At 59.4% G+C, this 23228-nt stretch carries 25 protein-coding genes and 2 pseudogenes; 16 read left to right on the top strand and 11 right to left on the bottom strand.

Annotated features, from left to right (window positions below):
- Positions 1–16: 16 nt before the first annotated feature.
- From NKK47_RS19355 to NKK47_RS19345, 3 genes are read right to left on the bottom strand one after another with little or no spacing between them, the layout of a single operon-like run.
- On the bottom strand, positions 17–910 hold the full coding sequence (locus tag NKK47_RS19355) for a DUF1259 domain-containing protein (RefSeq protein WP_352577922.1): 894 nt from the start codon (positions 908–910) through the stop codon (positions 17–19).
- A gap of 54 nt (positions 911–964) precedes the next feature.
- Complete coding sequence (locus NKK47_RS19350) at positions 965–1318, bottom strand: hypothetical protein (RefSeq protein ID WP_023802351.1); 354 nt, start codon at positions 1316–1318, stop codon at positions 965–967.
- Positions 1319–1375: 57 nt separating this feature from the next.
- On the bottom strand, positions 1376–1849 hold the full coding sequence (locus NKK47_RS19345) for a chromate resistance protein ChrB domain-containing protein (protein ID WP_352517436.1): 474 nt from the start codon (positions 1847–1849) through the stop codon (positions 1376–1378).
- A gap of 132 nt (positions 1850–1981) precedes the next feature.
- Here NKK47_RS19345 and NKK47_RS19340 point away from each other — a divergent pair, with 132 nt between their 5' ends.
- On the top strand, positions 1982–2155 hold the full coding sequence (locus NKK47_RS19340; protein WP_352517435.1) for a hypothetical protein: 174 nt from the start codon (positions 1982–1984) through the stop codon (positions 2153–2155).
- Positions 2156–2442: 287 nt separating this feature from the next.
- Here the strand turns inward: NKK47_RS19340 and NKK47_RS19335 are convergent, their stop codons facing one another.
- A complete protein-coding gene (locus NKK47_RS19335; protein WP_352577921.1) occupies positions 2443–3261 on the bottom strand; it encodes a DUF1259 domain-containing protein in 819 nt (272 codons plus the stop codon).
- 438 nt (positions 3262–3699) lie between these two features.
- Between NKK47_RS19335 and NKK47_RS19330 the strand changes: the two genes are divergently transcribed.
- The 3 genes from NKK47_RS19330 (at position 3700) to NKK47_RS19320 (ending at position 7482) form a co-directional block, all read left to right on the top strand.
- Positions 3700–4680, top strand: a complete 981-nt coding sequence (locus NKK47_RS19330; RefSeq protein ID WP_352577920.1) for a chromate resistance protein ChrB domain-containing protein — start codon at positions 3700–3702, stop codon at positions 4678–4680.
- Positions 4681–4689: 9 nt separating this feature from the next.
- Positions 4690–6099, top strand: a complete 1410-nt coding sequence (chrA, locus tag NKK47_RS19325; protein WP_352577919.1) for a chromate efflux transporter — start codon at positions 4690–4692, stop codon at positions 6097–6099.
- A 102-nt stretch (positions 6100–6201) separates the two neighbouring features.
- Positions 6202–7482, top strand: a complete 1281-nt coding sequence (locus NKK47_RS19320; RefSeq protein WP_352577949.1) for an MFS transporter — start codon at positions 6202–6204, stop codon at positions 7480–7482.
- Here the strand turns inward: NKK47_RS19320 and NKK47_RS19315 are convergent.
- Both NKK47_RS19315 and NKK47_RS19310 read right to left on the bottom strand, forming a co-directional pair.
- Positions 7429–7971, bottom strand: coding sequence for a hypothetical protein (locus NKK47_RS19315; RefSeq protein WP_352495713.1), 543 nt, complete (start codon positions 7969–7971; stop codon positions 7429–7431). The genes NKK47_RS19320 and NKK47_RS19315 overlap by 54 nt on opposite strands.
- 359 nt (positions 7972–8330) lie before the next feature.
- Positions 8331–9401, bottom strand: a complete 1071-nt coding sequence (locus tag NKK47_RS19310; RefSeq protein WP_352508384.1) for an NAD/NADP octopine/nopaline dehydrogenase family protein — start codon at positions 9399–9401, stop codon at positions 8331–8333.
- Positions 9402–9609: 208 nt separating this feature from the next.
- On the opposite strand from NKK47_RS19310, the gene NKK47_RS19305 reads away from it, so the two are divergent.
- The 8 genes from NKK47_RS19305 to NKK47_RS19270 are packed head-to-tail and all read left to right on the top strand — an operon-like array spanning position 9610 to position 16222.
- Entirely contained in the window at positions 9610–10581 is a 972-nt protein-coding gene (locus NKK47_RS19305) for a LysR family transcriptional regulator (RefSeq protein WP_352577918.1), read from the top strand.
- Positions 10578–12047 carry an NAD(P)-binding domain-containing protein gene (locus NKK47_RS19300; RefSeq protein WP_352577917.1) on the top strand — a complete coding sequence of 490 codons (1470 nt, stop codon included), beginning with the start codon at positions 10578–10580 and terminating at the stop codon, positions 12045–12047. Before NKK47_RS19305 ends, NKK47_RS19300 begins: the two co-directional genes overlap by 4 nt.
- The gene (locus NKK47_RS19295) at positions 12044–12526 is read left to right on the top strand and encodes a CMD domain-containing protein (RefSeq protein ID WP_352577916.1); all 483 of its coding nucleotides are present in this window, start codon (positions 12044–12046) and stop codon (positions 12524–12526) included. Before NKK47_RS19300 ends, NKK47_RS19295 begins: the two co-directional genes overlap by 4 nt.
- Complete coding sequence (locus tag NKK47_RS19290; protein ID WP_352577915.1) at positions 12523–13086, top strand: peroxidase-related enzyme; 564 nt, start codon at positions 12523–12525, stop codon at positions 13084–13086. Before NKK47_RS19295 ends, NKK47_RS19290 begins: the two co-directional genes overlap by 4 nt.
- Positions 13087–13142: 56 nt before the next feature.
- Complete coding sequence (locus NKK47_RS19285) at positions 13143–13883, top strand: amino acid ABC transporter ATP-binding protein (RefSeq protein ID WP_352577914.1); 741 nt, start codon at positions 13143–13145, stop codon at positions 13881–13883.
- A 24-nt stretch (positions 13884–13907) separates the two neighbouring features.
- A complete protein-coding gene (locus tag NKK47_RS19280; RefSeq protein ID WP_352577913.1) occupies positions 13908–14735 on the top strand; it encodes a transporter substrate-binding domain-containing protein in 828 nt (275 codons plus the stop codon).
- A gap of 59 nt (positions 14736–14794) precedes the next feature.
- A complete protein-coding gene (locus NKK47_RS19275) occupies positions 14795–15511 on the top strand; it encodes an amino acid ABC transporter permease (protein ID WP_352577912.1) in 717 nt (238 codons plus the stop codon).
- Positions 15512–15529: 18 nt separating this feature from the next.
- Entirely contained in the window at positions 15530–16222 is a 693-nt protein-coding gene (locus NKK47_RS19270; protein WP_352577911.1) for an amino acid ABC transporter permease, read from the top strand.
- A gap of 190 nt (positions 16223–16412) precedes the next feature.
- Here the strand turns inward: NKK47_RS19270 and NKK47_RS19265 are convergent, their stop codons facing one another.
- Positions 16413–16895: an Lrp/AsnC family transcriptional regulator gene (locus NKK47_RS19265; protein ID WP_352577910.1), complete on the bottom strand. Its 483-nt coding sequence runs from the start codon at positions 16893–16895 to the stop codon at positions 16413–16415.
- Positions 16896–16988: 93 nt separating this feature from the next.
- Here NKK47_RS19265 and NKK47_RS19260 point away from each other — a divergent pair, with 93 nt between their 5' ends.
- The gene (locus NKK47_RS19260; protein WP_352577909.1) at positions 16989–18491 is read left to right on the top strand and encodes an aminotransferase class V-fold PLP-dependent enzyme; all 1503 of its coding nucleotides are present in this window, start codon (positions 16989–16991) and stop codon (positions 18489–18491) included.
- On the top strand, positions 18478–19341 hold the full coding sequence (locus NKK47_RS19255; RefSeq protein WP_352577908.1) for an MBL fold metallo-hydrolase: 864 nt from the start codon (positions 18478–18480) through the stop codon (positions 19339–19341). Before NKK47_RS19260 ends, NKK47_RS19255 begins: the two co-directional genes overlap by 14 nt.
- A gap of 460 nt (positions 19342–19801) precedes the next feature.
- On the opposite strand, the gene NKK47_RS19250 is transcribed toward NKK47_RS19255, so the two are convergent.
- The 3 genes and pseudogenes from NKK47_RS19250 to NKK47_RS19240 all read right to left on the bottom strand — a co-directional run.
- Positions 19802–20206, bottom strand: a complete 405-nt coding sequence (locus NKK47_RS19250; protein ID WP_352577907.1) for a hypothetical protein — start codon at positions 20204–20206, stop codon at positions 19802–19804.
- A 56-nt stretch (positions 20207–20262) separates the two neighbouring features.
- A complete protein-coding gene (locus NKK47_RS19245; RefSeq protein WP_352577906.1) occupies positions 20263–20517 on the bottom strand; it encodes a hypothetical protein in 255 nt (84 codons plus the stop codon).
- Positions 20518–20548: 31 nt separating this feature from the next.
- Positions 20549–21054 (bottom strand): annotated as a pseudogene (locus NKK47_RS19240) (nucleotide-binding protein); the annotation flags it as partial.
- Between the two features lie 206 nt (positions 21055–21260).
- Here NKK47_RS19240 and NKK47_RS19235 point away from each other — a divergent pair.
- Both NKK47_RS19235 and NKK47_RS19230 read left to right on the top strand, forming a co-directional pair.
- A pseudogene (locus NKK47_RS19235) lies at positions 21261–22016 on the top strand (aminotransferase class III-fold pyridoxal phosphate-dependent enzyme); the annotation flags it as partial.
- Positions 22017–22481: 465 nt separating this feature from the next.
- The gene (locus NKK47_RS19230) at positions 22482–22739 is read left to right on the top strand and encodes a hypothetical protein (protein ID WP_352577905.1); all 258 of its coding nucleotides are present in this window, start codon (positions 22482–22484) and stop codon (positions 22737–22739) included.
- A gap of 129 nt (positions 22740–22868) precedes the next feature.
- On the opposite strand, the gene NKK47_RS19225 is transcribed toward NKK47_RS19230, so the two are convergent.
- Positions 22869–23195, bottom strand: a complete 327-nt coding sequence (locus NKK47_RS19225) for an NIPSNAP family protein (RefSeq protein WP_352577904.1) — start codon at positions 23193–23195, stop codon at positions 22869–22871.
- Positions 23196–23228 lie beyond the last annotated feature (33 nt).

Raw genomic sequence — 23228 nt, 5'->3', positions numbered from 1 at the left:
CGCGCGGACGCCCAATCTAGCTCTTTTTGACGGCGACCTTGTCGAGGGCTGCGCGCAGGCCTTTCGCCAGCTTCTGCACATCGTCGTTCGCCCAGAAATGCATGAAGAAGAGCCGCGGCTGCTCATCGAGCATGTGGCTATGCAATGCCGTGATCTCGATGCCGTTGCCTTGCAACGCCCTGATAACCGGATTGACCTCCTTGGCAGTCAGCACAAAGTCACCTGTGATCGCCGTTTTGCCGCCGCCAGTCGACTGGAAGTTGATCGCTATGGCGGAGCCCAGGGCGGCCGGCACATCCATGCCATTTTCTTCGACCGGTTCTGCGCGCGGTATAGTGAACTGGTAGACCGCGCCGTTGGCCTTGCCTTTGTAGCCAATAGCTTGGTCGACACCCGCCGTGTCGAACTCGATCTTCGAAGCGGCCGCCGCCTGCGAACCGGCGGATGCAGCCATCGGCGTCTTCGTCAGAGCCAAGCCGGCATGAAGCGCTGTGGCGAGTGCTACCGGATCACCTTGGCCGAAGAGGTGCATGTAGAGCGTCATCGGCTGCGCGCGCAGCAGGTGGTTGTGCACCGCGGTGATCTCGATGCCGCCTTCTTCAAGCTTCTTCATGACCGGGTTCACCTCGTCCTGCGTCAGAACGATGTCGCCCATGACCATTGCCTGATTTCCCATGGGATCGAAGGCGATCCAGCCTCCGAGCGCAAAGCCTGGCTTCAGGGATATGCCGTCGAGCGATACCTTCAGGTCGGTTCGTGGCAAGCCAACTCTATAAACGCCGCCAGGCATTTCCGATCCGGATTTGCCAAGTGTCTGCGCGACAGTTTGCCAATCGGGTGCCGCTGACGCCGGTTGGAGAAGCGCCGACATCGCTATCAGCATTGCGCCGGTGATGAGTTTTGCACGCATGGATTTCTCCTTGTGGTCTGCCCCAATATGCCCAATGACTTTCAATCCGAGACGCTAGTCGCGTGCAGAGGGCTTCTGCAGCACGCCCTCCAGGAAGAACGTCCCATCCGGGTCACGAAGCTGTACTGCGGTATCTGAGATCCATACCTGATAGCAGGTCTCTTCGCCTTCAACGGAAATGCAGAGCTGCCCCTTCTCGACGCGCCACTTGCCGGCGTTCTTCTTGCCCATGTCGTAGCGCACGATCCGTCCGTCGCGGCCGAACGCATCCGCCCAATGAACGTCGTCCGTGAAATCCATGCCGGCGAACTTGGCCTTGATCTCCTTGCCCTTGAGGTGCCGGAACGTGTCCGCCGCGTCCGCGGCATTCACAGCAATCAGGCTGAAGCCAAAGGCGATGGCGGCCATCAGCCGCCGACCAACCGTAGCAGTTCCCGGGCTGTTTCTTTCGAGGGTAATCATCTTTCAGGCCGCCGCCGTAGGCTTCATGGCCGGCGGCCAGCTGTGCGTCTCCGCTTTGCGGCGCGAGGCCCAGGCATAAAGGGCATCGTAGATGACGAAGCCGTGCCTCAGCACCTCATGGTCGTCCGGCGTGACGTCCCGGAGCCCCATGGAGATCGCAAGCAGTCCCGCCGACTGTGGCATGAGATCGTGCCGATCGGTGTCGGCGCCGCGCACGATCGAGGCGATCGTCACGATCGCCGGATCGCGCTCGAGGCCGTATTTCGAGACGAAGGTATCGAAGCTGCAGCCGTCACCCACATGCGTGAACTCGACACCGGGCACGTCATAGGGTGTAGCGCCCGTCTCCTGGGCAACTGGGATCACCCGATCCGGCGGCACGAACAGGAATTCTGGCTCCGTGTCGATGAAGCGGGCGATCAGCCAGGGACAAGCAATACGGTCGATCACCGGACGTTCGCGGGTAACCCATTTCATGGCCTTGTCTCCCTTTTGGTTGGCGCCACTCAGCGCGGCCTACTGCTGCGAGACCGCCAACGCTACGCCTGGTTAAAGAATGATACAAGTGTTACATTTATCTTACCCGTGATACGGTTCACTTATGAGTGAATGGAACAGCCCTGGCTGCTCCTTATCCATCAGCTGCCGAGCAAGCCGGCCTCTCCGGGTGAAGATCTGATGGCGCGCACCGAAATCTTGCGGGCCAAGACGGGACACGTTCTGGACATCGGCGCAGCGCTGGCGGTTATCCTGCTCGGCGTTTGGCCGCTGATCCGGAGATAGGTTTTCGATCTTGGCCCACCCCGCCGCACATCCATGTTTGGGGTCCGCCGTGACATCGACCTGGATCGATGCCAACGGCTGTCCCGAAGAGATGTGCCGTTCGGCCCTGCCAGCATCGACGAATATGGCAACTTCGACGGAACCGCCACCCAGGCCGACCTTCCCACCGCCGTCGCGCCGCCAACCCGAGCGCGCTGCGCCGAAGTTCTTGGCTTTCGATACATTTCCGCTGCCATTATATCGCGAGCGCGCGGCGGTCGCATGACTCCTGTGGCGACAGCGACAGACTATTGCTGCGTGTTGAGCGCCCGCCTCAAGCTCTGCGCCAACGCCTGAGCATTGCCGATGCCCCAGTAGTGCAAGAAGATGATCCGCGGGTCTTCAAAGAACATGTGATTGTGCACCGCCATTACTCCAATCGCTCCAGCTTGCAGTTCACGGATGACCGAACGGACTTCATTTTCCAGCATCGCAAAGTCGCCGCAGACCGCGGCGCGCTCGTCCGTGCCCTGAAAGGCTGCCCATGTGTTGTAGCCCATTGCGGCATCAATATTGAGCTCACCACAGCGTGTGCAGACGACGGGCACGGATGGGCGCGCCAGGACAAACTTGAGCACGCCATCCTTGCTCTCGCCCTTGTGCTCGACAATCGCCTCAAGCGGCGGCGCGTCCAAGCTACTATTCACTTTCTTGATGGCGGGTTCGACAGGATGCTTCTGGCGCACGATCTTTATCGCTTCAAAAATCCTATGCGCTCCTGTCGCCAACGCAGTTTCATCAGCCGTACCCTCGACATGCATAAACATCACGCGCGGCTGCTCGCGGACGAAATGATTGTGTAGGGCTGTTACGTAAAGGTTCGCCTGGATCGCTGCGGCCATCGCGTCCTCGATTTCATCTTCGAGCACGACGATGTCACCCATCAGCGTGGCATGATGCGCCCCCTGTTTAAAACTAACCCAGGAGGTGAGGCCCATAAACGGAATGATCTCAAAGCCGTCCAGGGTCATTCTCACTTCACTGCGCGGGACCGATAACTTGAGCACGTCACCCGTGGTCTGTCCCTTCAGTCCGGTAAGGGATTCAATAGCTTGGGTATCGAGCATCTTAGACCTCCTCGTTTCATCGAGCACTAACCGAACCAGATTTCCGTTGGCGCACACAATGAATCGAGTGCCGAACGCCAACGCCAGCGTCACCATTCCAATTATAGGTGCAGGGGTGGTATGAAAAAGAGCAGTACGAAGCAGCCAGCCCACCTGGGATCATTGCCAGCAGAAGGGCGGGACCGGCCCGCTCGGCGGTCGCACCAAGGGCACCGAAAATACCCGTTCCGATGATCATGCCGGCAGTCATGAGCGTAGCTGCGGTGCGTCCGACGGCCCGAGTCGCGGATGATCCTGACTGGCTAGCCCCACCCGAGGCTGTCATTTCGGCACCTCCTGTCAGGCATCAGCGAGACAGTCTGCGAGACGTCAACGCTACGCCTGAATATAATATGATACAAGTGTTGCATTTGCCTTTCTCGGTGATACGGTGTGCTGATGAGCGAAGGGGAACTTGGGACCGAGCAGCGCTGGCTGCTCTTGATCCATCAGCTGCCGACCAAACCAGCCTATTTCCGGGTAAAGATCTGGCGGCGGCTGCAGGGTATCGGCGCAGTTGCGGTCAAAAGCACAGTCTATGCGCTGCCCGCCGATGCAGAAACGCAGGAGGATTTCGAATGGCTCCTGAAGCAAATTATCGACGGTGGCGGTGAGGCGATGGTGTGTGAGGCGCGTCTGATCGACGGCCTGACGGACGCACAGGTTCGGGCGCTGTTCGATGCCGCGCGGGACATCGACTATGCAGAGATCGCCAAGGCAGCGCGCGATCTAACGGCGGCTATCGACTCCGACAAGACCGAGGATCGGCGCGCGGATGCCCGCGCGCAACTCGGTCGAATGCGCAAGCGGCTTGCCGAAGTCGTGGCGATCGACTTCTTCGGCGCCAGCGGGCGGCTCGCCGCCGAGGGACTGATCGCCGAGCTCGAGGCTCAGCTTATAGAGGACAAGGCCATGACCAAGGAACCGAAGAAGACGGCCGAGCTGGGTGAGGTCAAGGGCCGGACCTGGGTCACGCGGCGGGACGTGCATGTCGACCGCATCGCCTGCAGCTGGCTGATCCATCGCTTCATCGATGCCGATGCAACGATCCGCTTCGTGGCGGGCAAGGGACACGTGCCAAAGGAGGGCGAATTGCGCTTCGACATGTTCGAAGGCGAAATCACCCATGAAGGGGACTGCTGCAGCTTCGAGGTACTGCTCAATCGTAGTGGCATAGTCGACCCGGCGCTGCAGGCCATCGCCGAGATTGTTCACGACATCGACCTCAAGGACGGCAAGTTCAGTCGCGAGGAAACCACCGGCATCGCCAGCCTGATCGCTGGGATCGCCATGGCCAATGCGGAAGACGAGCAACGGATCGCCGAGGGTGCTTCGGTGTTCGACAACCTCTATCGATATTTCCGCCAGAAGCGCGGGTGAGGGGAACCAATGACCAGCGTTCGTGCCGTCCATCCGAATGCGCTCGGTGATGACCCTTCGCATGGCATCCCCTTCGGCGAAGCAGTGCGGGTCTGGGCGCGTGTGGCGGCGTTGAGTTTTGGTGGCCCGGCCGGCCAGATCGCGGTAATGCATCGCATCCTCGTTGAGGAGATGCGCTGGATCGGCGAGACGCGGTTCCTGCATGCGCTGAACTACTGCATGCTGTTGCCAGGACCGGAGGCCCAGCAGCTCGCCGTCTACATCGGGTGGCTCCTGCATAAAACCCGAGGCGGGCTCGTGGCCGGCACGCTGTTCGTATTGCCGGGCGTGATCGCCATCATGGCGCTGAGCTGGATCTATGCAATCTTTGGCAATGTCGGCGCGGTGCAGGCGCTTTTCTTCGGTCTGAAGGCCGCCGTCCTCGCCATCGTGCTCGAGGCGGTTATCCGGGTCGGCAAGCGGGCGCTCAAGAACAAAGTCATGATAGGCCTCGCCGCCGCCGCCTTCATCGGGCTCTTCCTGTTCCATGTCCCATTCCCGCTCATTGTCCTGACGGCCGGAGTGATCGGGTACGTCGGCGGGCGGGCCGGGCTGGCAGCGTTCATGGCGGGCAACGGCCATGGCAAGGTCGGCGGCAAGCAGGTCGCCGACGCGGAATCGGCGCTCGGCGAAGGCATTCCTGCCCATGCTCGCCCGCCGGTCAGCTGGTCGTTGAAGATCGGAGGCGTGTTTCTGGTGCTATGGCTGGCACCTGTCCTCGGCCTTTTCGTGCTGTTCGGGTCCGGCAATGTCTTCGCCGATATCGCGGTCTTTTTCTCGAAGATGGCGGTCGTGACCTTCGGAGGCGCCTACGCCGTCCTCGCTTACGTGGCGCAGCAGGCTGTCGATACCTATGGCTGGCTGAAGCCAGGCGAGATGCTGGACGGCCTCGGCATGGCGGAGACGACGCCTGGCCCCTTGATCATGGTGACCCAGTTCGTCGGGTTCATGGGCGCGTATCGAGCGCCGGGATCGCTTAATCCGCTGCTCGCTGGAACGTTGGGCGGCCTGCTCACCACCTGGGTCACCTTCACACCTTGCTTCCTCTGGATATTTGTCGGTGCGCCGTTCGTGGAAACGTTGCGCAGCAACAAGGCCTTGTCCGCCGCGCTGGCGACCATAACGGCGGCCGTGGTGGGCGTGATCCTGAACCTGGCGGTGTGGTTCGCGCTTCACGTTCTGTTTGGAGCACTGCGCGAGGTCAAAGGGTTCGGCATGACGGTCGATGTGCCCGTGCCCAGCTCCGTCAACATCGCGTCGCTCGTCCTGACATTGAGTGCGCTGCTGGCGGTGTTCCGTTTCAAGATCGGTATGCTCCCGGTGCTCGCCGGCTGTTCGATCCTCGGGCTGCTCTACGGGATGGCAACGGGAGCGATCTAACCCGTGCAGCCAGCGCCGCTTACCAGTGGTGAGGAGGCATCGTTGACGTTACAGTGGCTCGCGCACGGTTTGCGCAAAGCTATTTCGAAGCGGCGCTTCAGGCTGCTTCCTGCCGGTGCTGAGCCGACTGCTGCGAACCTGCTGATATCAAGGGGACTGCGGGCGTTCGGTGACGGTCTGGTCAGCATCCTGCTTCCCGCCTATTTGGCCACGCTCGGCTTCGACGCCTTCGAGATCGGAACCCTGTCGACGGCGACGCTCGCGGGTTCAGCCGTCCTCACCCTGGCTGTTGGGATCGTCGCGCATCGCTTCTCCCGTCGAGCGCTGCTGACCGCAGCGGCTGTCCTGATGATAGCAACGGGGGTCGTCTTCGCTGTCGTTCACGACTTCTGGCCGCTGCTTCTCATCGCGTTCGTCGGCACGCTGAACCCATCTTCAGGGGACGTCAGCGTGTTTCTACCGCTCGAACATGCGCAGCTTGCGCAGAGCGTCACCGACCGCGACCGCACGGCGCTCTTTGCGCGCTACAGCCTCATCGGCTCTCTCGCCGGCGCCGTCGGAGCGCTGGCCGCAGGAGCGCCCGACTTTCTCCGCGACGCCATCGGCCTGGAAATGAAGCAGGCCCTCCAGGCAGCTTTTCTATTTTATGCCTCACTTGGGTTGGCGGCGGTGCTCCTCTATCGGCGGCTGCCGAGTGACGCGCCTGATGCAGGCAAAGTGTCGGCACAGCCATTGCGCAGGTCTCGCTCCATCGTTCTGTCACTCGCAGCGCTCTTCAGCCTCGACGCTTTCGCAGGCGGCTTCGTCGTCCAATCGTTGTTGGCCCTCTGGCTCTTTCAACGGTTCGGCCTGTCGCTCGCCGCGACCGGCGCAATCTTCTTCTGGACGGGTGTCCTTTCGGCTGCGTCCTATTTGTTCGCTGTGCGAATTTCCCAGCAGATCGGACTCATAAACACGATGGTGTTTACGCACCTTCCGTCGAGCCTCTGTCTGGTGCTCATCCCGTTCATGCCGAGCGTCGCTCCGGCTATCGCTCTTCTGCTGATTAGAAGCGCGCTGTCGCAGATGGACGTGCCGACCCGCACCTCGTACGTCATGGCCGTGGTGACGCCCGAAGAGCGGGCTGCCGCGGCGAGCATCACCGCCGTCCCGCGCAGCCTCGCGGCGGCCGCCAGTCCAGTCCTCGCAGGGGCTCTCCTTGCCGTCTCCAGCTTCGGCTGGCCCCTGATCATCGCCGGTGGGCTGAAAATTATCTACGACCTTCTGCTGCTCGCGACATTTCGCAGTGTTCGCCCTCCAGAGGAGCACGGGGGCGGGAGGAATGACATGTCAGTCGGCCATGATCGAACTGGCAACGACGCGCGGGTTTCCTGGTGGCGTTGAAGGCAGGACCACCAGCCGGACAAATTGCTTACGTCCGCCGGCAACGAGGATGTAGAGACGCGAGAACTCCTCCGTATCGCGATCTTCGGCAATCTTCTCGGCATCCGTACGGGTGAAGAAACTCTTCCGAAATGCCTCTTGATCGATATCGGGAAATGCCAGCGTACACGTCTGCACCGGTTTGCCGCTCATCGTTGCCTTGGTGGTGCCGATGATGGTTCCTGCTGGCAATCCTTCCTCCGCTTCGGCCACCAGCCATGCCTCCACTGAGGTTGGATTAGCGATTGGCGCGAGTTCGGCGAAGCCTGCTTCGGCAATAAGTGTCCACCTGCGTTCGTGCGCGGTCTCTATCATGCGCTCGAAATTGGGACCCTCGGCCAGACAGGTACGGTGAAATTGTTCGACAGCCTGATCCGCATCACTGGCGGCCTGCGCCGGCGACATCGTCAGACCCAAGATGGTCCCTGCCAACGTTAGAAATCGGAACATGTCTATCTCGCGTAGCTGATTGTGGACGAACCACTTATCCTGAACGGGCTACGACACTCGTTGTTCCGGACTGTCGGCGCCTGCATGGCCGGTATCTTGATGGAGGCGCGAAGCGCCTGCGCAGTTGATGCAATGTTCAGGCATCTGGCAACTGATGGAACCATGCCGCACTGGGTTTCGATGACGGACCCTGCTACAGACCCACTCACACCGCCGGGCGGGACCATTTGATCACGTGCTGAGTTCCTGGAGACATCTCCCGGCGCTCGCCGAGGAACCTGCATGTCGTGCTCGCCGGCAACCAGCCCCGGTGGTTTTTCGGGCACTTGGCCTATGTCCCAGTCCACTGTGGAAACTTGTTAAAATCCCTTTCGGCAAAGGTTTTCGAGGTCCGCTTTTGCCATTCCCTCGAAGCCCAGCGCGGGAAGAATATCATTATCTCCCTTAAGATCGCGACCGTAAGCCGCCGAGAATATGGCAATTCCAGATTCATGGAGAATCGCTGAATTTCCGCTGATCTTCCCCAACAAAACGGTCGGCAGCAGCCCGAACGGAACGTCCTCGAGAATATAGCGGCTTTCGATGGTTGACGGGCCGAAGCCGCCGCGGCCTTGGCGATCCATCTCCTGGTTCATTTCCGAAACGGTGGCCATGGGGACGTGAAACGACAATGAAAAATGCTCTTCAACTGTGCGCACGGCAATTCCAAAACGGGCGGCGATCGCCAATCGTTCCGCGTCCAGAGCCTCGATAAAGCGGCCGACAGCCGGGGTGACGTTTCCGGCCTGGCTCCACTGTTCTCCCTTCTCCATGCGTGTGAGATTAAGAAGAGCGATCCCGAGATGGTTCTGCGGATTGAGGTTGCTGAGCGCGATAGCAAGCATGCCGTCGCGCTTGACGAAACGATCGCCGAACAAGCTCGTGCAAAGCTCGAACCCTTGGTCCTGAGCACTGAAAGGCAGCGTCGCGACATCCAGTTTCTGGCGAACGGTTGCAACATCGATTTCGGCTGGCCCGCGCTGTTGCCCGGTCACGAGCGTGGTACCCCAGACGACGATCGGCAGGCTAACCTTCCGGTCCGCAAGCCGCTTGGAGAGATACAGTGCCCCAAAGGAACTGTGCGAGCTGATGATAACCGGCGTTCCGTCCCTTAGATAAGGAGTGGCAGCGTCCATCACCATCTTGTGCCCGTAAGCCGGCAACGCGATTATGACGACGTCGGCATCGGCAATGGCGTCTTCGCAATCCTTGGCGATGCGCACCTTAGTCGTTGCCTTGATAGCTCCGGTAGCCTTCAGCAATCCACCGGCGGCCAGCGCCTTGGTGCGTTCTCCGGAAGGCGACCAAAGCATAGGGTCATGTCCCGCTTCGGCCAGATAGGCGGCAAGGCCGTAAGCAATCGCTCCGGCGCCAAGAATGCTTACGCGCATAAATTCCCTCCTGTTGCGGGCATTGCAGCCTCCATTTCTCACTAGGAGGTTCCACAAATCGGAGCCGCATCTGCCATCGTCGGCTTCTTTGGGTTCTGGCCTGAGCCCGCGATTGCAACATGTCTCAGCGAATATTCGTTTCCGCTTGACATATATCAAAAATGAATGAGACGATGTCAATCATACGGATTGCGCATGTAGAGAGAACATGGAAACCCGCGACCTTCAGAGCTTCCTTGCGGTTGCTGCCAGCGGCAGCATTACCAAGGCGGCTGACATGCTCGGTCGTTCCCAACCTGCAGTGACACGCACCATTCAGGATCTCGAGGCAGAGCTCGGCTTCGAATTGCTGCACCGTCTTGGTCGGCGGGTGCAGTTGTCCGAGGAGGGTGTGGCCTTCGAGGAGGAGGCGCGGCGCTTGCTGATGTCCTTCACCGAGCTAGCCGCGCGGGCCAAGATGATTGCCGCCGGCCGAGGGCGAATCCTGCAGATTGTTACCACCTCCGCGATCGGTACTGGCTTGATCCCGACGGCCATGGCCGAACTCAAAGGTGTCGAGCTTCCAGACGAGACGCATCTGGGGCAGTTTCTCCCCTCGATCGTCGCCCAGGAGGTGCGCAGCGGACGTGCCGAGATCGGGTTTTCGAGCCTGCCGCTCGATACGCCCGGTCTGGATGTCCTGCGGCTCTATTCGGCGCCTGATGTTGCGGCCGTGCGGGAGGACGATCCGCTGGCTGAACTTGACGTGATACCGCTTTCCGCCTTTGCCGGTCGCCGCGTCGCCACACTGCTCAACCCCCTACGTTTCCAGTTGCATGTCTCCAAGGCATTGGCGGCCAGGGGCATCGATACCGGGCCAGTGATCCGGACCAATACCGCGTATGGCGCGTTACAGATCGTGCGTCAGACTGGTGCGGCGGCCGTCATCGATCCCCTCACCGCCTATGGCGTGGCCCTGCCTGGGGTCGTCATTCGCCCGATCGACGTGACCGTTCTTTTCTATTGGGGCGTTGTGGCTGCCGAGAACCGCCCCCTTCGTCCAGTCGCGCAGGCGTTGATGGATGCGGTCGAGGCGGTGGCTGAACGGTCGATCGTCGGCTTCAAGAAACTAGATCCGACCCTCGCTGGCCAATTGGTGAGCGATCCTGCATCCGGCACAAATCACGGAACAGGAATATGAAGCATACCCCCGCCGCGCCAACGCCGACAGGTCTTGCTGCGCTCGAAGCACAGCTTGCACAGGATCTCGAGTTTCTCGAGCTGCCGGCCAAACCTTGGGTTCCGACGCGCACGGAGAATGGCGTCCCGGTCCGTGACGTCGTCGTCATTGGCGCCGGCATGTGCGGACTTGCTGCCACGGCAAAGTTGGTGCTGACTGGGATAACCAATGTCGTGGCCTATGATGCGGCTCCGGCCGGGCTCGAAGGACCATGGGTAACGTTTGCCCGCATGCAAACGCTCCGGTCGCCGAAAACCCTGCACGGTCCATCGCTTGGCCTGCCGCAATTGACGTTCCGCGCCTGGTTCACGGCGCAATGGGGCGTTGAGGCCTGGCGGTCGCTGGACAAAATCCCCAAGGGCCAGTGGATGGACTACCTGGTCTGGTACCGCAAGGTTCTTGGCCTGCCGGTGCGCAACAGCGTGCGCATGACCGGACTGGCACCTGTTGGAGATCTGATTGCGATCGATATCGAAGGCGCGGAAACCGGCCGGGTTCTCACCCGTCGTCTCGTTCTGGCCACTGGTCGGTCCGGTTTGGGCGGTTTTGCCGTGCCCGATTTCCTCAGTGGCATCGATCGCGCCTATTGGGCCCATTCTGCCGATGACATCGACTTCGACACGCTGAAAGGCAAGCGTGTGGCGGTGATCGGCGCCGGTGCCTCTTCCATGGACAATGCCGCAACGGCACTCGAGGCGGGAGCCGGCTCGGTGGACATGTTGATCCGGCGCAAGGAAATGCCGCGCATCAACAAGCTGACCGGTATTGGCAGTCCGGGTGTTGTACTCGGTATGCATCACTTGCCCGACGCCTGGAAATGGAAATTCTTCGATTATACCGCCTCGACCCAGACACCGCCGCCGCGTTCATCGACACTCCGCGTGTCTCGCCACCCCAATGCTCGGTTCCTTCTCGACTGCGGCATAGTTGCGGTGAAGGAGGAGGCAGGGACCCTGCTGGTGGAAACAACGCAGGGGCCGATGCACTACGACTTCCTGATCGCGGCAACCGGCTTTTCAAATGACTTCAGCGGCCGCCCGGAATTTGCGGCGATCGCCCCACATATCCGCACCTGGTCGGATGGCCGATATAGGCCGGATATGGGGCCGGCTCGTGCAGGCATGTCGGACGCGCCGGATCTTGGTCCGGCCTTCGAGTTTCGCGAACGCGTCTCCGGCTCCTGCCCGATGCTGGCGCATATCCACTGCTTCAACGACGCCGCGATGCTGACCCATGGCAAGGTCTCCGGCGACATCCCGGCCGTCAGCGCCGGGGCCGACCGTCTCGTCCGCGGCATTGCCGCATCGCTGTTTGCCGAGGATGTCGAAACCCACTTCGCCAATCTGATCGCTTACGACACGCCCGAACTTCTGGGCGACGAATGGGTCGATTCAACTCCCTTGCTGCAGAAGGAGGCCGCGTGGTGATCGACGCGATGGACAAGGCTGCCGGCCTTTCACCGGATGATACCCTTTTCGCCGCAAGGCGGTTTCGGCCCGAATTCGTGCGAGGGGCAGAAGAATGTCGCCTCTCGGTGCTGCAGCCGGCAACCGATCAGGGGCTGGCGCCGAATTTGCGTGTTGCTCTTGCCCGTCGAATGGCCGCCCTGAACGCCGATCCGGTCCTGGTGGCCGAATATGATGTGCAGCTGGCTCAGCTAGGTCCGACCGAGCAGCTTCTGGCTTTGGCCCAGGGCGAAACGGATTTGATTGAACCCCTGGCGACCATCGTCCGTCATGTTGACCTGATCACCCTGACGCCGAAAAAGGCGGAAGCGAGCCATATCGCTCTCCTGGAGAAGGCTGGATTGAACAATCCTCAGATCGTCGCGCTCTCCGAACTGATTGCCTTCGTCAACTTCCAGACGCGGGTAGCGACCGGCTTGCGATTGATGAGGTCGTCATGATTTCGTCGGTTCGTCTGAAGCCATTGAATTGGCGTCCGTACATCGCGCCGGTCGAGCTGTCCGAGGCCACGCCGGAACAGCTTGAAGCGATGAAGGTCACGCCATCGGCCAAGAAGGTTTCGGAATATGTGCGCACCCTTGCCCACGACCCAGAGAGCTATCTTGCCCGCACCGTCCTGTTCAACGCGATCATGTATGTCGAAGGCGGGCTCGCCCGTCCCGATCGCGAGCTTGGCGCCTTGGGCGCCTCGATCGTCAATGGCTGCAAATTCTGTGCCGTTGTCCACGCCCGCAGGCATGCAGAGCTGACCAAGAGCGACCAAGTGGTCACCGCACTTTATGTCGACAAACCTGAAGCGCTCGGGCCCCGCGATGCGGCAATCTACAGCTTTGCCCGCCGCCTGTCGGCGGCGCCGTCGGAAGCGACGGCAGACGATATCGCCGCGCTGCGATCAGTTGGCATGGATGACCGCGAGATCATCGACTTGATCCACGCCATATCGATCTTCGGCTGGGCGAACCGGCTGATGCACGTTCTCGGCCATGCGGAGAGCGGGTGATGATGTCGCATGCGGTCAAGGCACTCCGTCCCACACTGTGAAGGGCACCAACCAGAATGCTTGAACTCAAAGATATAAAGCTGTCCTACGGAAGCACGCAGGTCCTGAACGGCGTCAATCTCTCGGTAAAGCGAGGTGACGTCGTGTCAATCATCGGCCCAAGCGGCACCGGCAAGACCACCCTGCTGAAGTGCATCAACTACCTGGTTAAGCCGGCATCTGGAACCATCGCATTCGATCAGATTCGGATGGATTACCAGCGCGCCGACAAGGCAGCCATCCAGGCGATCCGGCTCCGGACAGCGATGGTCTTTCAGCAATTCAACGTCTTCAAGAACATGACCGTCCTCCAGAACGTCATGAATCCGCTGGTCGTCGTGCAGCGCAAGTCCACGGACGAGGCGCGTGAAATCGCGCTGCGAGAGCTCGAAAGGGTCGGCCTCTCAGCGAAGCGGGACAGCTATCCGTCCCAGCTCTCAGGTGGCCAACTCCAGCGTACAGGCATCGCACGTGCGCTGGCGGTTCGGCCGGATGTGATGCTCTTCGACGAACCGACATCATCGCTTGATCCAGAACTGGTCGGTGAGGTTCTTAAAGTGATCAAAGACGTCACGTCGTCCGGGATTACTTCGCTGCTTGTGACCCACGAGATGCAATTCGCAAGGAACATCTCAAACCGGATCGTCTTCATGGATCGTGGCGTAGTTGCCGCCGATGGCAGTCCGGCTGAGATCTTCGATGCGCCTTCCAGCCCACGACTTGCTCAATTCCTGCAGTCTGAACTCGCTTTTCAATAATCCAACAAGAAGGGAACCCAAGAAATGTCTGCAATCAAATCCAGTTTTTCGCGTCGTTATGCCCTGGCCGTCGCCGGCGGCATCGCAATTGCCCTTGCGACAGCAGGGATCAGTTATGGTCAGACCGTTCGGACAATCAAGATCGCGACCTCTGCCGAATCCAAGCCATTGGCTTGGGGCGCGCTCGGCGTCGAGCCGCAAGGCTATGAACCCGATCTACTGAGGGCGATCAACGCAAAGCTGCCGCAATACAAGTTCGAAATGGAAGGTGTCTCCGACATCGCGCAGGAAACCGGCCTGGCCACAGGCAAATACGACATCGCGGTCGGTGGTTACTACAAGTCACCCGAGCGCGCCAAGCAGTTCTTCATTCCGGAAAACCCCATGGGCGCCAGCCTGATGAAGATCTACAGCAAAAAGGGCAGCGGCATCAAGGAAATGAAAGATCTGGTCGGCAAGAGGATCGTTCCGACCACGGCTGGCGGCGGAACCTATAAGTTCATCATGAACTGGCAAAAAGAAAATCCGCAATACAAGCTTGACGTGACGGCGTCGAGCGCCGGAATCCCGTATCCAAACCGTTTGGATGAGGTTCAGAACGGCAAGTTCGACGCGCTGGTCCTGCCTTCAAATCTTGGTGAGCAGACCGTCATCGATGAAAAGAAGCTCGACATCGTGGCGTCCGAACCGGTCTTCAGCAACAACACCTATATGCTTATTCACAGGTCAGATGAAAACAAGGTTCTGGTCGATGACGTGAACAAAGTTCTCAAGGAGTTAAAAGACGACGGCACGATCGAAAAGCTATCGCAGAAGTGGTTTGGCGAAGGCATCGTCAAGTATATGAAATGATGTGATCTGAGTAGGTATCGTCAGCGGCAAGGCTGAATTGCAAGAAGGAGCGTTTCAAAGTGGATGTTTCTGCTATGATTCCCGAGTTGCTCTCGGCATTGCCGCTGACGCTCGCTGTCACGTTTACCGCCATGTTGGTCGGCTTTTGCTTAGCGCTCGTTGCGACAACATTGCGGATTCGCAGGATACCAGTGGTCAGCCACCTCACCGACCTCTACGTGTCCTATGCCCGCAGCGTTCCCGTCGTCCTCCAGTTGTTCGTCGCGTTCTACGGGCTCCCCCTATTGGTGGCCCTGTTCGGCTCCGCAGATTTCTTCTCGCCGACGATCGCTGCGATGGTCGGACTGAGCTTTTACCATGGCGGCTATCTGTCGGAAGTCCTTCGGCCCGCATACCTGGCCGTCGATCGCGGCCAGCATGATGCGGCCGACAGTCTAGGATATACCTTTCGCCAGAAGATCACCCGCATCGTGGGCCCGCAAGCGGTGCACTTCGCATTGCCCGGCTATGGAAATTCCATCATCTACCTGATCCATAACGTTGCGCTGGTCATGTACATTGGGGCGGCCGACGTGATGGCGACTGCGCACTTGATCATGGAGCGCGACTATAACCAGTACCAGTTCGAAACATACCTCGTCCTGGCCGTCATCTATGCGCTGATGTGCCTGATTGCCTGGTTCATCGTGCACTTGTTCGAGCTTCGCTCGCCGATGCAGGCGCCTGAGGCCACAACAACAGCTCAGATCAAGAACGCGGCCATCGCCAGCGTCTGACCTAAAGGGCATTAAACCATGTTCGATACCGAAATTTTGCTCCAGGACACCCAGGAAATTCTGGGCGCCGTACCTGTAACGCTTGGAATGGCGCTGACTATTTTCGTCTTGTCGACGATAGTCGGCAGCATTTTCGCACTCGTCGAATATAGACGAGTCCCGGTGCTGCGAGAGCTCATCATGGCTTACAAGATCGTCTTCAAGGGCGTTCCGATGGTCATCGTGATTTTCCTCGCCTATTTCGGTCTGCCCCCGGCATTCCAGTTCCTGCTCTCGTTGCTCGGGATCAACTTCAACGCCCACGAAACACCCAACTCGGTTATCCTTATTATTGCGGTGACAGGCTGTATCGCTGCGTTCCAATCGGAAATTATCAAAGGAGCCCTGAACGCCTTTGACACCGGTCAGTCAGACGCCGCCCATTCCCTTGGCTATACGAACGGCCAATTGTTCCGGCGGATTCTGTTTCCCCAGGTGGCTCTCACGGCAATTCCCGACCTGACAACCTCGATGATGGTCATCATGAAGGCGCTTTCTCTCGGATTCGCCATCGAGGTTGTCGATATCTTCGCCCAGTCCCAGCTGACCGCCGCGCTGAACTACTACTACCTCGAAGCCTTCGTGATTGCCGTCGTGATCTACATGGTGATTGCCTATATCGTCACCCAGATTGCCGACAGGCTGGAGCAAGCCCTTAGGGTACGGACCTGAGCGAAGCGTCGTCAGGACCCGCGCAGCAAAGGCGGAGGAACTCAAGGCTCAGTTGAGGCCTGCAAACAGCTGATTGGGCGAACTCGCAGCCAAACCTGCGGGCTCATGTAATCGACACCTCACCCTGGTGGGTGCCACGGTCGACGGCTTGGTGACGATGAAGGCGAAGTGTCCAACAGCAGGCGCCGCATTATCGCAGATTGGTCAGATCCACTGGACGATTGTTGATGATCGCTTCCATGGAAAAGAAGCCTGTCACCGTAGCCAGGTCGAAGTTCGTGATCAGCTTCTGGTAGAATGCATCGTAGCCGGACATGCCTTGTGTCACGACCTTGATCAGGTAGTCCCAGTCCCCTCCGATCCGATAGAAATCGATCACCTCCGGCAACCGTTCGACATGGGCGCGGAACGCCTCACTCCACTCCTTGGAATGGTGGCGGGTGCGAACCATTACGAAAACCGTCAGGTCGAGCCCCAGCGCTCGCAGATCGATATTGCTGTGCGAGCCGCGGATAAGACCTAGCGACTGCAGGCGCTGGATCCGCCGCCAGCACGCATTCTGGGACAAGCCGACCCTCTCCGCCAAATCCCGCTGCGAAAGGCTTGCATCGATCTGCATGGCCGTCAAAATCTTCATATCAAATGCATCAATTTTCCTTTGATCTTCGATCATTTGACACGTCACCAGCAAAAAATTGCAGGAAATAGGTGAATTTTTCGAGCGTGGAGCAGGTTACAATCTAAGTCAATATCCGAGCCGGGGAGAATGACCGTGCAAGCAGCTCGCCCAACGACGAGGCAGACCGAGACCCCTCTGTCGAAGTTCCGCCAGGGTCTGAGAAACGCCGACGTGATCGCCAACCTCCGGGACGGGCTTGTGGGATCGACGGCGAAAATCGTGGGGCCCTACGGGCAAAAAGACCTGGTGTACGCCGACTATGTCGCGTCCGGCCGCGCACTGCACCAGATTGAGCGCTTTGTCCTTGAGGAGTTCCTCCCATACTATGCCAACAGCCACACGGAAGCCTCGTATTGCGGAGGCTTCATGACCCGCATGCGTCGGGAAGCGCGCGCCCTGATCGGTCAATTCTGCGGGGCCACCGAACGGCATGCTGTGATCTTCACCGGCTCCGGCGCTACGTCGGGGATCAACCGCCTCGTCAAGCTATTCGGCGTCGCTGAAGCCGTGGCAGCGGGCAAGCGCGCTCGGATCATTATCGGTCCCTATGAGCATCACTCCAACATTCTGCCCTGGCGCGAGAGCGGGGCAGAAATCGTGGAAATCGCTGAGCATCCGTCTGGCGGGCCGGACCTGTCTCAGCTCAAGGACGCGGTTGGCGGGGGGGCGTCAGATCTGACGATATGCTCGATGTCCGCGGCCTCGAACGTCACGGGCATCACCAGCGATGTCGCGGCCATCACCGTGATCGTGAAGGCCGCCGGCGCAAAGATGATCTGGGACTATGCGGGCGCAGGTCCTTACCTGCCGATTTCCATGTCGCCGGCCCCTGATGCCCAGATCGACGCGATAGTTGTTTCGCCTCACAAGTTCCTCGGGGGTCCCGGCGCCTCCGGCATTTTGATCGTTCGACGCGACGGACCTTCGACGAAAACGCCGTCGTGGCCAGGTGGCGGGACGGTGAAGTTTGTCTCCCCGAAGACACACGATTACAGCGACAGCCTGGAATCCCGCGAGGAAGCCGGCACGCCGAACGTGATCGGCGACATACGAGCCGCGCTGGCCTTCATCGTCAAAGATGCGATCGGACTCGACGCGATGACAGCGCGCAATCGCGAGCTGGCGCGTCGTGCCTTTCGCGCATGGAAAGCCCTGCCGCGGCTGGAGCTCCTCGGTCTATCGGATCCTGAGCGGCTTCCGATCTTTTCCTTCCGGGTCAAAAACGGAAAGGACGGCTACGTCCACCAGCAGCTGATCACGCGCATGCTAAGCGACCGGTTCGGGATCCAGGCGCGCGGTGGCTGCGCCTGTGCCGGCCCGTATGTGCACAGACTGCTGTCGATCGACGACGAGCAGTCCGAGGAAATAAGGCAAGCCATTCTCTCCGGCGACGAAATGAAAAAGCCGGGGTTCACCCGGCTGAATTTCAGCGTTCTGCTGCCGGATGAGAAGGTGCAGTTCATACTCGATGCCGTGGCGCAGATTGCGTCCGACGCAACGGACTTTGAGCATGACTACGACCTCGATCCTGGCCGGGCGATCTTCTTCCCGCGAGCCGCAGTCGAGGGCATTGCCCATGCAGCAGCCTGAAGTCGCCGGGTTCTATGATGCACGGACGGGCAGCATCCAATATGTCGTTGCATGCCCGAGTTCACGAAGATGCGCCATCATCGACCCCGTACTCGATTTCGACGAAAAGTCTGGCTCGACAGCAACGACAAATGCGGACGCGATCCTCGACTACATCAACAGCCGCAATTTGAAGCTCGAGTGGATCCTGGACACCCATCCGCATGCGGATCACTTTTCGGCCGCGCGCTATCTCAAGGCGAAAACCGGCGTGCCGACAGCGATCGGCGAGCGCGTGAAGCAAGTGCAGCGGATCTGGCAACGGATCTATAACTTCTCGGATCTCCCGTGTGACGGCTCGCAGTGGGATCGGCTGTTTTGCGACGACGATAGGTTCAAGATTGGCGAGCTAGAAGCCCGCGTCATGCACTCGCCAGGGCACACCTTGGCGTCGATCACGTATGTCATCGGCGATGCGGCGTTCATTCACGACAGGCTTTTCATGCCCGATAACGGCTCCGCCCGCGCCGATTTTCCAGGCGGCAGCGCAGCTGATCTGTGGCAGTCCATCCAGGACATTTTGAGCTTACCCGGCGAGACCCGTCTCTTTACCGGTCACGACTACGGGCAGGGAGGGCGCCAGGCTCTGTGGGAGAGTTCGGTGGCGGAGCAGAAAGAGACAAACCAGCACGTCGCCGGTCAATCTCGGAGTGCGTTCATCAGGCCTCGAGAGGCCCGAGACAGAGCATTGCCGATGCCAAGGCTCATGTTGCATGCCCTCCAGGTCAATATTCGCGGAGGAGAGCTGCCTCAGGTCGAGGAAAATGGCCTCCCGCTCAACGCGCTGCCAGGATCGGTCTGGGGTCAGTGACGAGTTGGAAGGGCTCCCTCCAGCAGCTTCAGCTCACGATCGGTTCAGGATTGCGCCGGATACACGCTCGTCCGAATTGGCGCAGGCGGGTCGATCCTCGCCACGTACGTCGTCGGGATGAGCAATCCTCGGAGCGCTCTCGGAGGTGATCGCGGTAAGCAATTGCGGTGGCGCGCCTGCAACACTATTATCGATCATGTTCTGAGGAGGTATCTCGGATGTGGAATAGGATCGCCAAGCTTCGGTTATCGAGCCGCACCTGGGAGGCAATTCTTCTGGGAATGAAAAGCTTGAGGCGAACCCCAAATAGCCGATGTATGTACTGGTGATTTGACGCGATTCCATAGACAGCATCGTTGGCGCCACGAGATTTTCGCGTACAGCTTCGGGATTGCGCCCGGCCGCGGGCCATCACGCACCACATCACGGCACGTCGTTCAGATTTGTGTAGTGCTTCAGTTTAACGAAATCGAAGTTCCATAAGAACATAAGATAGATACGTGCGGCTGGCATCCACGGCCGTCAGCCATAGAACGCGGTTGTCGACCAGTTCGACTTTAACTTCCTGCTGCAAAGGGCTTGCCTGCACCGTCTGTTGATAGTGGCGTTTGATCCTGACATTGCTGGCCGGGAACTCAGCTTCGTTGTTGCCGTAGTTCAGAACAAATCCGGTGTGATCCTCAGCCACTGAGCAACTGCCATCACGCTCACACACGATTTTGGCAGCGGTCTTGCAGTTCCATTTCAGTGAAGCGGGCCACATAGGATTGTCCACGCTTGATCGCGGCTTGTCGCTCTGACCAGCCGCCGTCAACACTGCGCCTGTGCTCATAATCATAGTGGACAAGAGAAGCGCCTTGAACACTACAAACCTCCCTGAATTGTGGTCCTCACAGTCCTCGTCCTGCGTGATGGCTTGGCTTATTGCATGTTGAGATTGAACCAGCTTTTCTGGCGCACGCCGTTCGCGTCATCATACTCAATGAACCAGGGCTTTCCGCGCATCGGTCGAGAAATGGTGTAGTAGGTGGGGCGATTACCAAGGGAATGCCCTCGATCATTCCCCGCGGTCTGGATTGTTGCCGAAACCACCTTACCGTCGATTTCGATTTGGACCTGACGTGATCCGTCTCCATGATGCCCGCCGAGGCCGCTGTTTTTGAGAACCACGGGCAACGAGAGCCTATCGGCCGCGATACGGCAGATGTTCCGGCTGGAAGCCGTGTAGAGCAGAGAGCGAGGCCTGTGGGTCGAGGTCGATTGCGAGAACACGATGTCCTGTCAGAGCTAGGTGCTGAGCGAGGTGGGCTGCGGTCGTTGTCTTGCCGCTACCTCCCTTGAAGTTGACGACAGCAACCACCTGGAGCTTGTCCCCGGGTTTGCGGTGCGGAACGTACTTCTTCACTTCGGTTCTGCCGTGCCGATCCAGAAAATGTCGCAGGTCGAGCATTTGCGCAGCGGTGTAAGACCGTCGCCCCGATGGTTGTTGCTCGGGCATAGGCCCTTTGCCTTCGAGATGAAGGCGCTTCAGATTGTTCTGCGATACGCCCAGATAGTGGGCGACCTCAGCCATAGAAAATGAGCGGAGCGTTTTGTTGCGTTGGGAGGAAACTTCTCCAGGCGGAGCTGATTGAGGCGTCGAGAAATCTCGGCACCTTGCTCGAGGATTTTGTCATCGAACTCGAAGCGTGGTAGCCGCATGGCGATGTTCATTCTCGTCCAAACCTGAATTGGCGCTTTTTGGGGTCAAGCTACTCAATAAGCGCTATTAAGCTCCGATTCGGCCAACCCCGGCAAAAAGTTTTGGGTTAACAGAAGGTTAACAGCTTCAACCAGCTACTGGCCGGGTCACAAACCGGTGCCTGCCTGCGGGAATTCGGGACTTCGACAGCTCTGCTAAACGCATGTTTTCTTTGTCAGCCCGGGTCGGCGCCGACAGAATCGGCGCTTTCGTTGGTGAGCCCGTGCAGGCCTCGGGCGGTGTCATCGTGCCGCCCGACGGCTATCTCAAGCGCATCCGCGAGATCTGCCGCGACAACGACATCCTCTATGTCTCCGACGAGGTGGTGACGGGCTTCGGCCGGCTTGGCCATGTCTTCGCCTCGGGCGAGGTCTTCGGCATCGATCCCGATATGATCACTTTCGCTAAGGGCGTCACCTCGGGCTATTTCCCGCTCGGCGGCGTCATCATCTCGGAACGGCTGCTGGAACAACTGCGCCGCTCGAACCATCCCGATGCGATGTTCGGTCATGGGCTGACCTACACCAGCCACCCCGTCGGTTGTGCGGTGGCGCTGAAAAACCTCGATTTGCTGGAAGAAAGCGTGCTTGCGCATACGCAGGCGGTCGCCCCCTATTTCCAGGCGCAGCTGAAGACGCTGGAAGAGTTGCCGCTGGTCGGCGAGGTGAGGGGCTTGGGACTGATGGGGTGTGTCGAATGCGTCGCCGACCGCGAAAGCAAGGACCCGCTGCAGCTCGACAAGGATGTCGGAAAACGTATCGACGCCCATTGCCATGAGCTCGGCCTCCTGGTGCGGCCGCTGATCAACATGTGCGTGATGTCGCCGCCACTGATCATCAGCCGAGAGCAGATCGACGACATGGTGGCGATCCTGCGCGAAGGCATTTCACGGACGATGGATAATCTACGCAAAGAGGGTGCTTGGCAGGGGTGAGGTGAGCTGTACAGGCGGTCTCGCGACTTTGCGAAGCGAGGCCCGCCGTCGGTTAGGTGCCAGGCCAAGGCATTGTCGCTCGCGGTGGTATTTACATAGTGCTAAGGTAGCAGAGTTCAGTTGGCCCTTTTCCGGCCATGAGATGATCGAGGTAAACTACTGAAGCCACGAGGATCACGCTGCCATAGTCCGCTATACGCGCCCCGTTGAAGACTTATTTCCATGTTAACATGGAAACATCAGGGCGGTCCTCACTCCGGTCAGCCCTGCAGATCATTCCTCGCATGAAGATAGCAGCCGCGTAATGATTGCACCCTGAGTGGGCCCTTACGGCGCGCCCCTGGGTTGCCGCTGCGATCCCCAAGGGCGGCACCGGCAAATCGACGATGCTGCGCACCCTCGCATCCGTCGCGCTGCATCGGGGGCTATTCGGTCACTCTTGTCGACGGCGACCGGCGGCAGAACATGAACCGCTGGTTCCAGATGCTGGGTGACGCTGGCAATCGTCCCGACAGCCTGCAACTGGTGAGCGCGATGACCCTGCAGGAAATCCTTGACGCCGCAGCCATTCACAACGGTGAGCGCTCCGTCGTCTTGATCGATACGGAAGGCACCACAAACGACAACCTCATGGCCGGGCTCTTCGCGGCCGATATTGTCGTCGTGCCAGTCTACTTTGCCCTCGACGATGTGACCGCCGCCATCCATGGGAACGGCCTGTAAGCTGGTTTGTGAATGTCTTGCACTCGCCGGATTGGTTCTGACTTTGTGTCTTGACCATGGCAGAGCGTAGGTGGACGCAGGAAGACCTCCGGCCGCTCAGCGGCGACCAGAGGACAGTGGCCGGCGAACTCACTTCATCGCGGAGAATGCCGTCGGGTTGAGGATGATGTTTTGGACGTGGCTCAGTATCGGCCCGTCTTTTTCTGACGCCGCACGCTTTTCTATCCATTCCGGATCGGCGTTGAAGATCGCCCGTTTTGTCTCGAGCTCTGCCAGGGACTCCCATTCAAGGAGGTAGTAGACAGCGGCGCTGGATTCTCCGATGGCAACCGTCCAGAAGCCTTTCTGACGGATCCCGATACGATCCCAGATCGCAAGAGTAGCGGTTTCGAAGCGCTTCAACAGCGCCGGCAGGCGGCCGGGCAAGCAGTGGTAGATTCTGAGCTCATGAATCATCGATCTAATTCCTAGGTTGGACGATTGAGGTAC

This window comes from Mesorhizobium sp. M0019, assembly GCF_040323975.1.
Lineage (GTDB): Bacteria > Pseudomonadota > Alphaproteobacteria > Rhizobiales > Rhizobiaceae > Mesorhizobium.
This window is presented reverse-complemented; position numbering and strand designations above follow the sequence as displayed.

Excerpts from the sequence above, each read along its gene's own strand:
- NKK47_RS19310 (WP_352508384.1), bottom strand. The coding sequence starts at position 9,401 with ATGCGCGTAAGCATTCTTGGCGCCGGAGCGATTGCTTACGGCCTTGCC.
- NKK47_RS19315 (WP_352495713.1), bottom strand. The coding sequence starts at position 7,971 with ATGTTCCGATTTCTAACGTTGGCAGGGACCATCTTGGGTCTGACGATG.
- NKK47_RS19280 (WP_352577913.1), top strand. The coding sequence starts at position 13,908 with ATGTCTGCAATCAAATCCAGTTTTTCGCGTCGTTATGCCCTGGCCGTC.
- NKK47_RS19355 (WP_352577922.1), bottom strand. The coding sequence starts at position 910 with ATGCGTGCAAAACTCATCACCGGCGCAATGCTGATAGCGATGTCGGCG.
- NKK47_RS19330 (WP_352577920.1), top strand. The coding sequence starts at position 3,700 with ATGAGCGAAGGGGAACTTGGGACCGAGCAGCGCTGGCTGCTCTTGATC.
- NKK47_RS19350 (WP_023802351.1), bottom strand. The coding sequence starts at position 1,318 with ATGGCCGCCATCGCCTTTGGCTTCAGCCTGATTGCTGTGAATGCCGCG.
- NKK47_RS19260 (WP_352577909.1), top strand. The coding sequence starts at position 16,989 with ATGACCGTGCAAGCAGCTCGCCCAACGACGAGGCAGACCGAGACCCCT.
- NKK47_RS19345 (WP_352517436.1), bottom strand. The coding sequence starts at position 1,849 with ATGAAATGGGTTACCCGCGAACGTCCGGTGATCGACCGTATTGCTTGT.
- NKK47_RS19285 (WP_352577914.1), top strand. The coding sequence starts at position 13,143 with ATGCTTGAACTCAAAGATATAAAGCTGTCCTACGGAAGCACGCAGGTC.
- chrA (WP_352577919.1), top strand. The coding sequence starts at position 4,690 with ATGACCAGCGTTCGTGCCGTCCATCCGAATGCGCTCGGTGATGACCCT.
- NKK47_RS19230 (WP_352577905.1), top strand. The coding sequence starts at position 22,482 with ATGAACCGCTGGTTCCAGATGCTGGGTGACGCTGGCAATCGTCCCGAC.
- NKK47_RS19225 (WP_352577904.1), bottom strand. The coding sequence starts at position 23,195 with ATGATTCATGAGCTCAGAATCTACCACTGCTTGCCCGGCCGCCTGCCG.
- NKK47_RS19340 (WP_352517435.1), top strand. The coding sequence starts at position 1,982 with ATGGAACAGCCCTGGCTGCTCCTTATCCATCAGCTGCCGAGCAAGCCG.
- NKK47_RS19335 (WP_352577921.1), bottom strand. The coding sequence starts at position 3,261 with ATGCTCGATACCCAAGCTATTGAATCCCTTACCGGACTGAAGGGACAG.
- NKK47_RS19265 (WP_352577910.1), bottom strand. The coding sequence starts at position 16,895 with ATGATCGAAGATCAAAGGAAAATTGATGCATTTGATATGAAGATTTTG.
- NKK47_RS19270 (WP_352577911.1), top strand. The coding sequence starts at position 15,530 with ATGTTCGATACCGAAATTTTGCTCCAGGACACCCAGGAAATTCTGGGC.
- NKK47_RS19255 (WP_352577908.1), top strand. The coding sequence starts at position 18,478 with ATGCAGCAGCCTGAAGTCGCCGGGTTCTATGATGCACGGACGGGCAGC.
- NKK47_RS19300 (WP_352577917.1), top strand. The coding sequence starts at position 10,578 with ATGAAGCATACCCCCGCCGCGCCAACGCCGACAGGTCTTGCTGCGCTC.
- NKK47_RS19305 (WP_352577918.1), top strand. The coding sequence starts at position 9,610 with ATGGAAACCCGCGACCTTCAGAGCTTCCTTGCGGTTGCTGCCAGCGGC.
- NKK47_RS19290 (WP_352577915.1), top strand. The coding sequence starts at position 12,523 with ATGATTTCGTCGGTTCGTCTGAAGCCATTGAATTGGCGTCCGTACATC.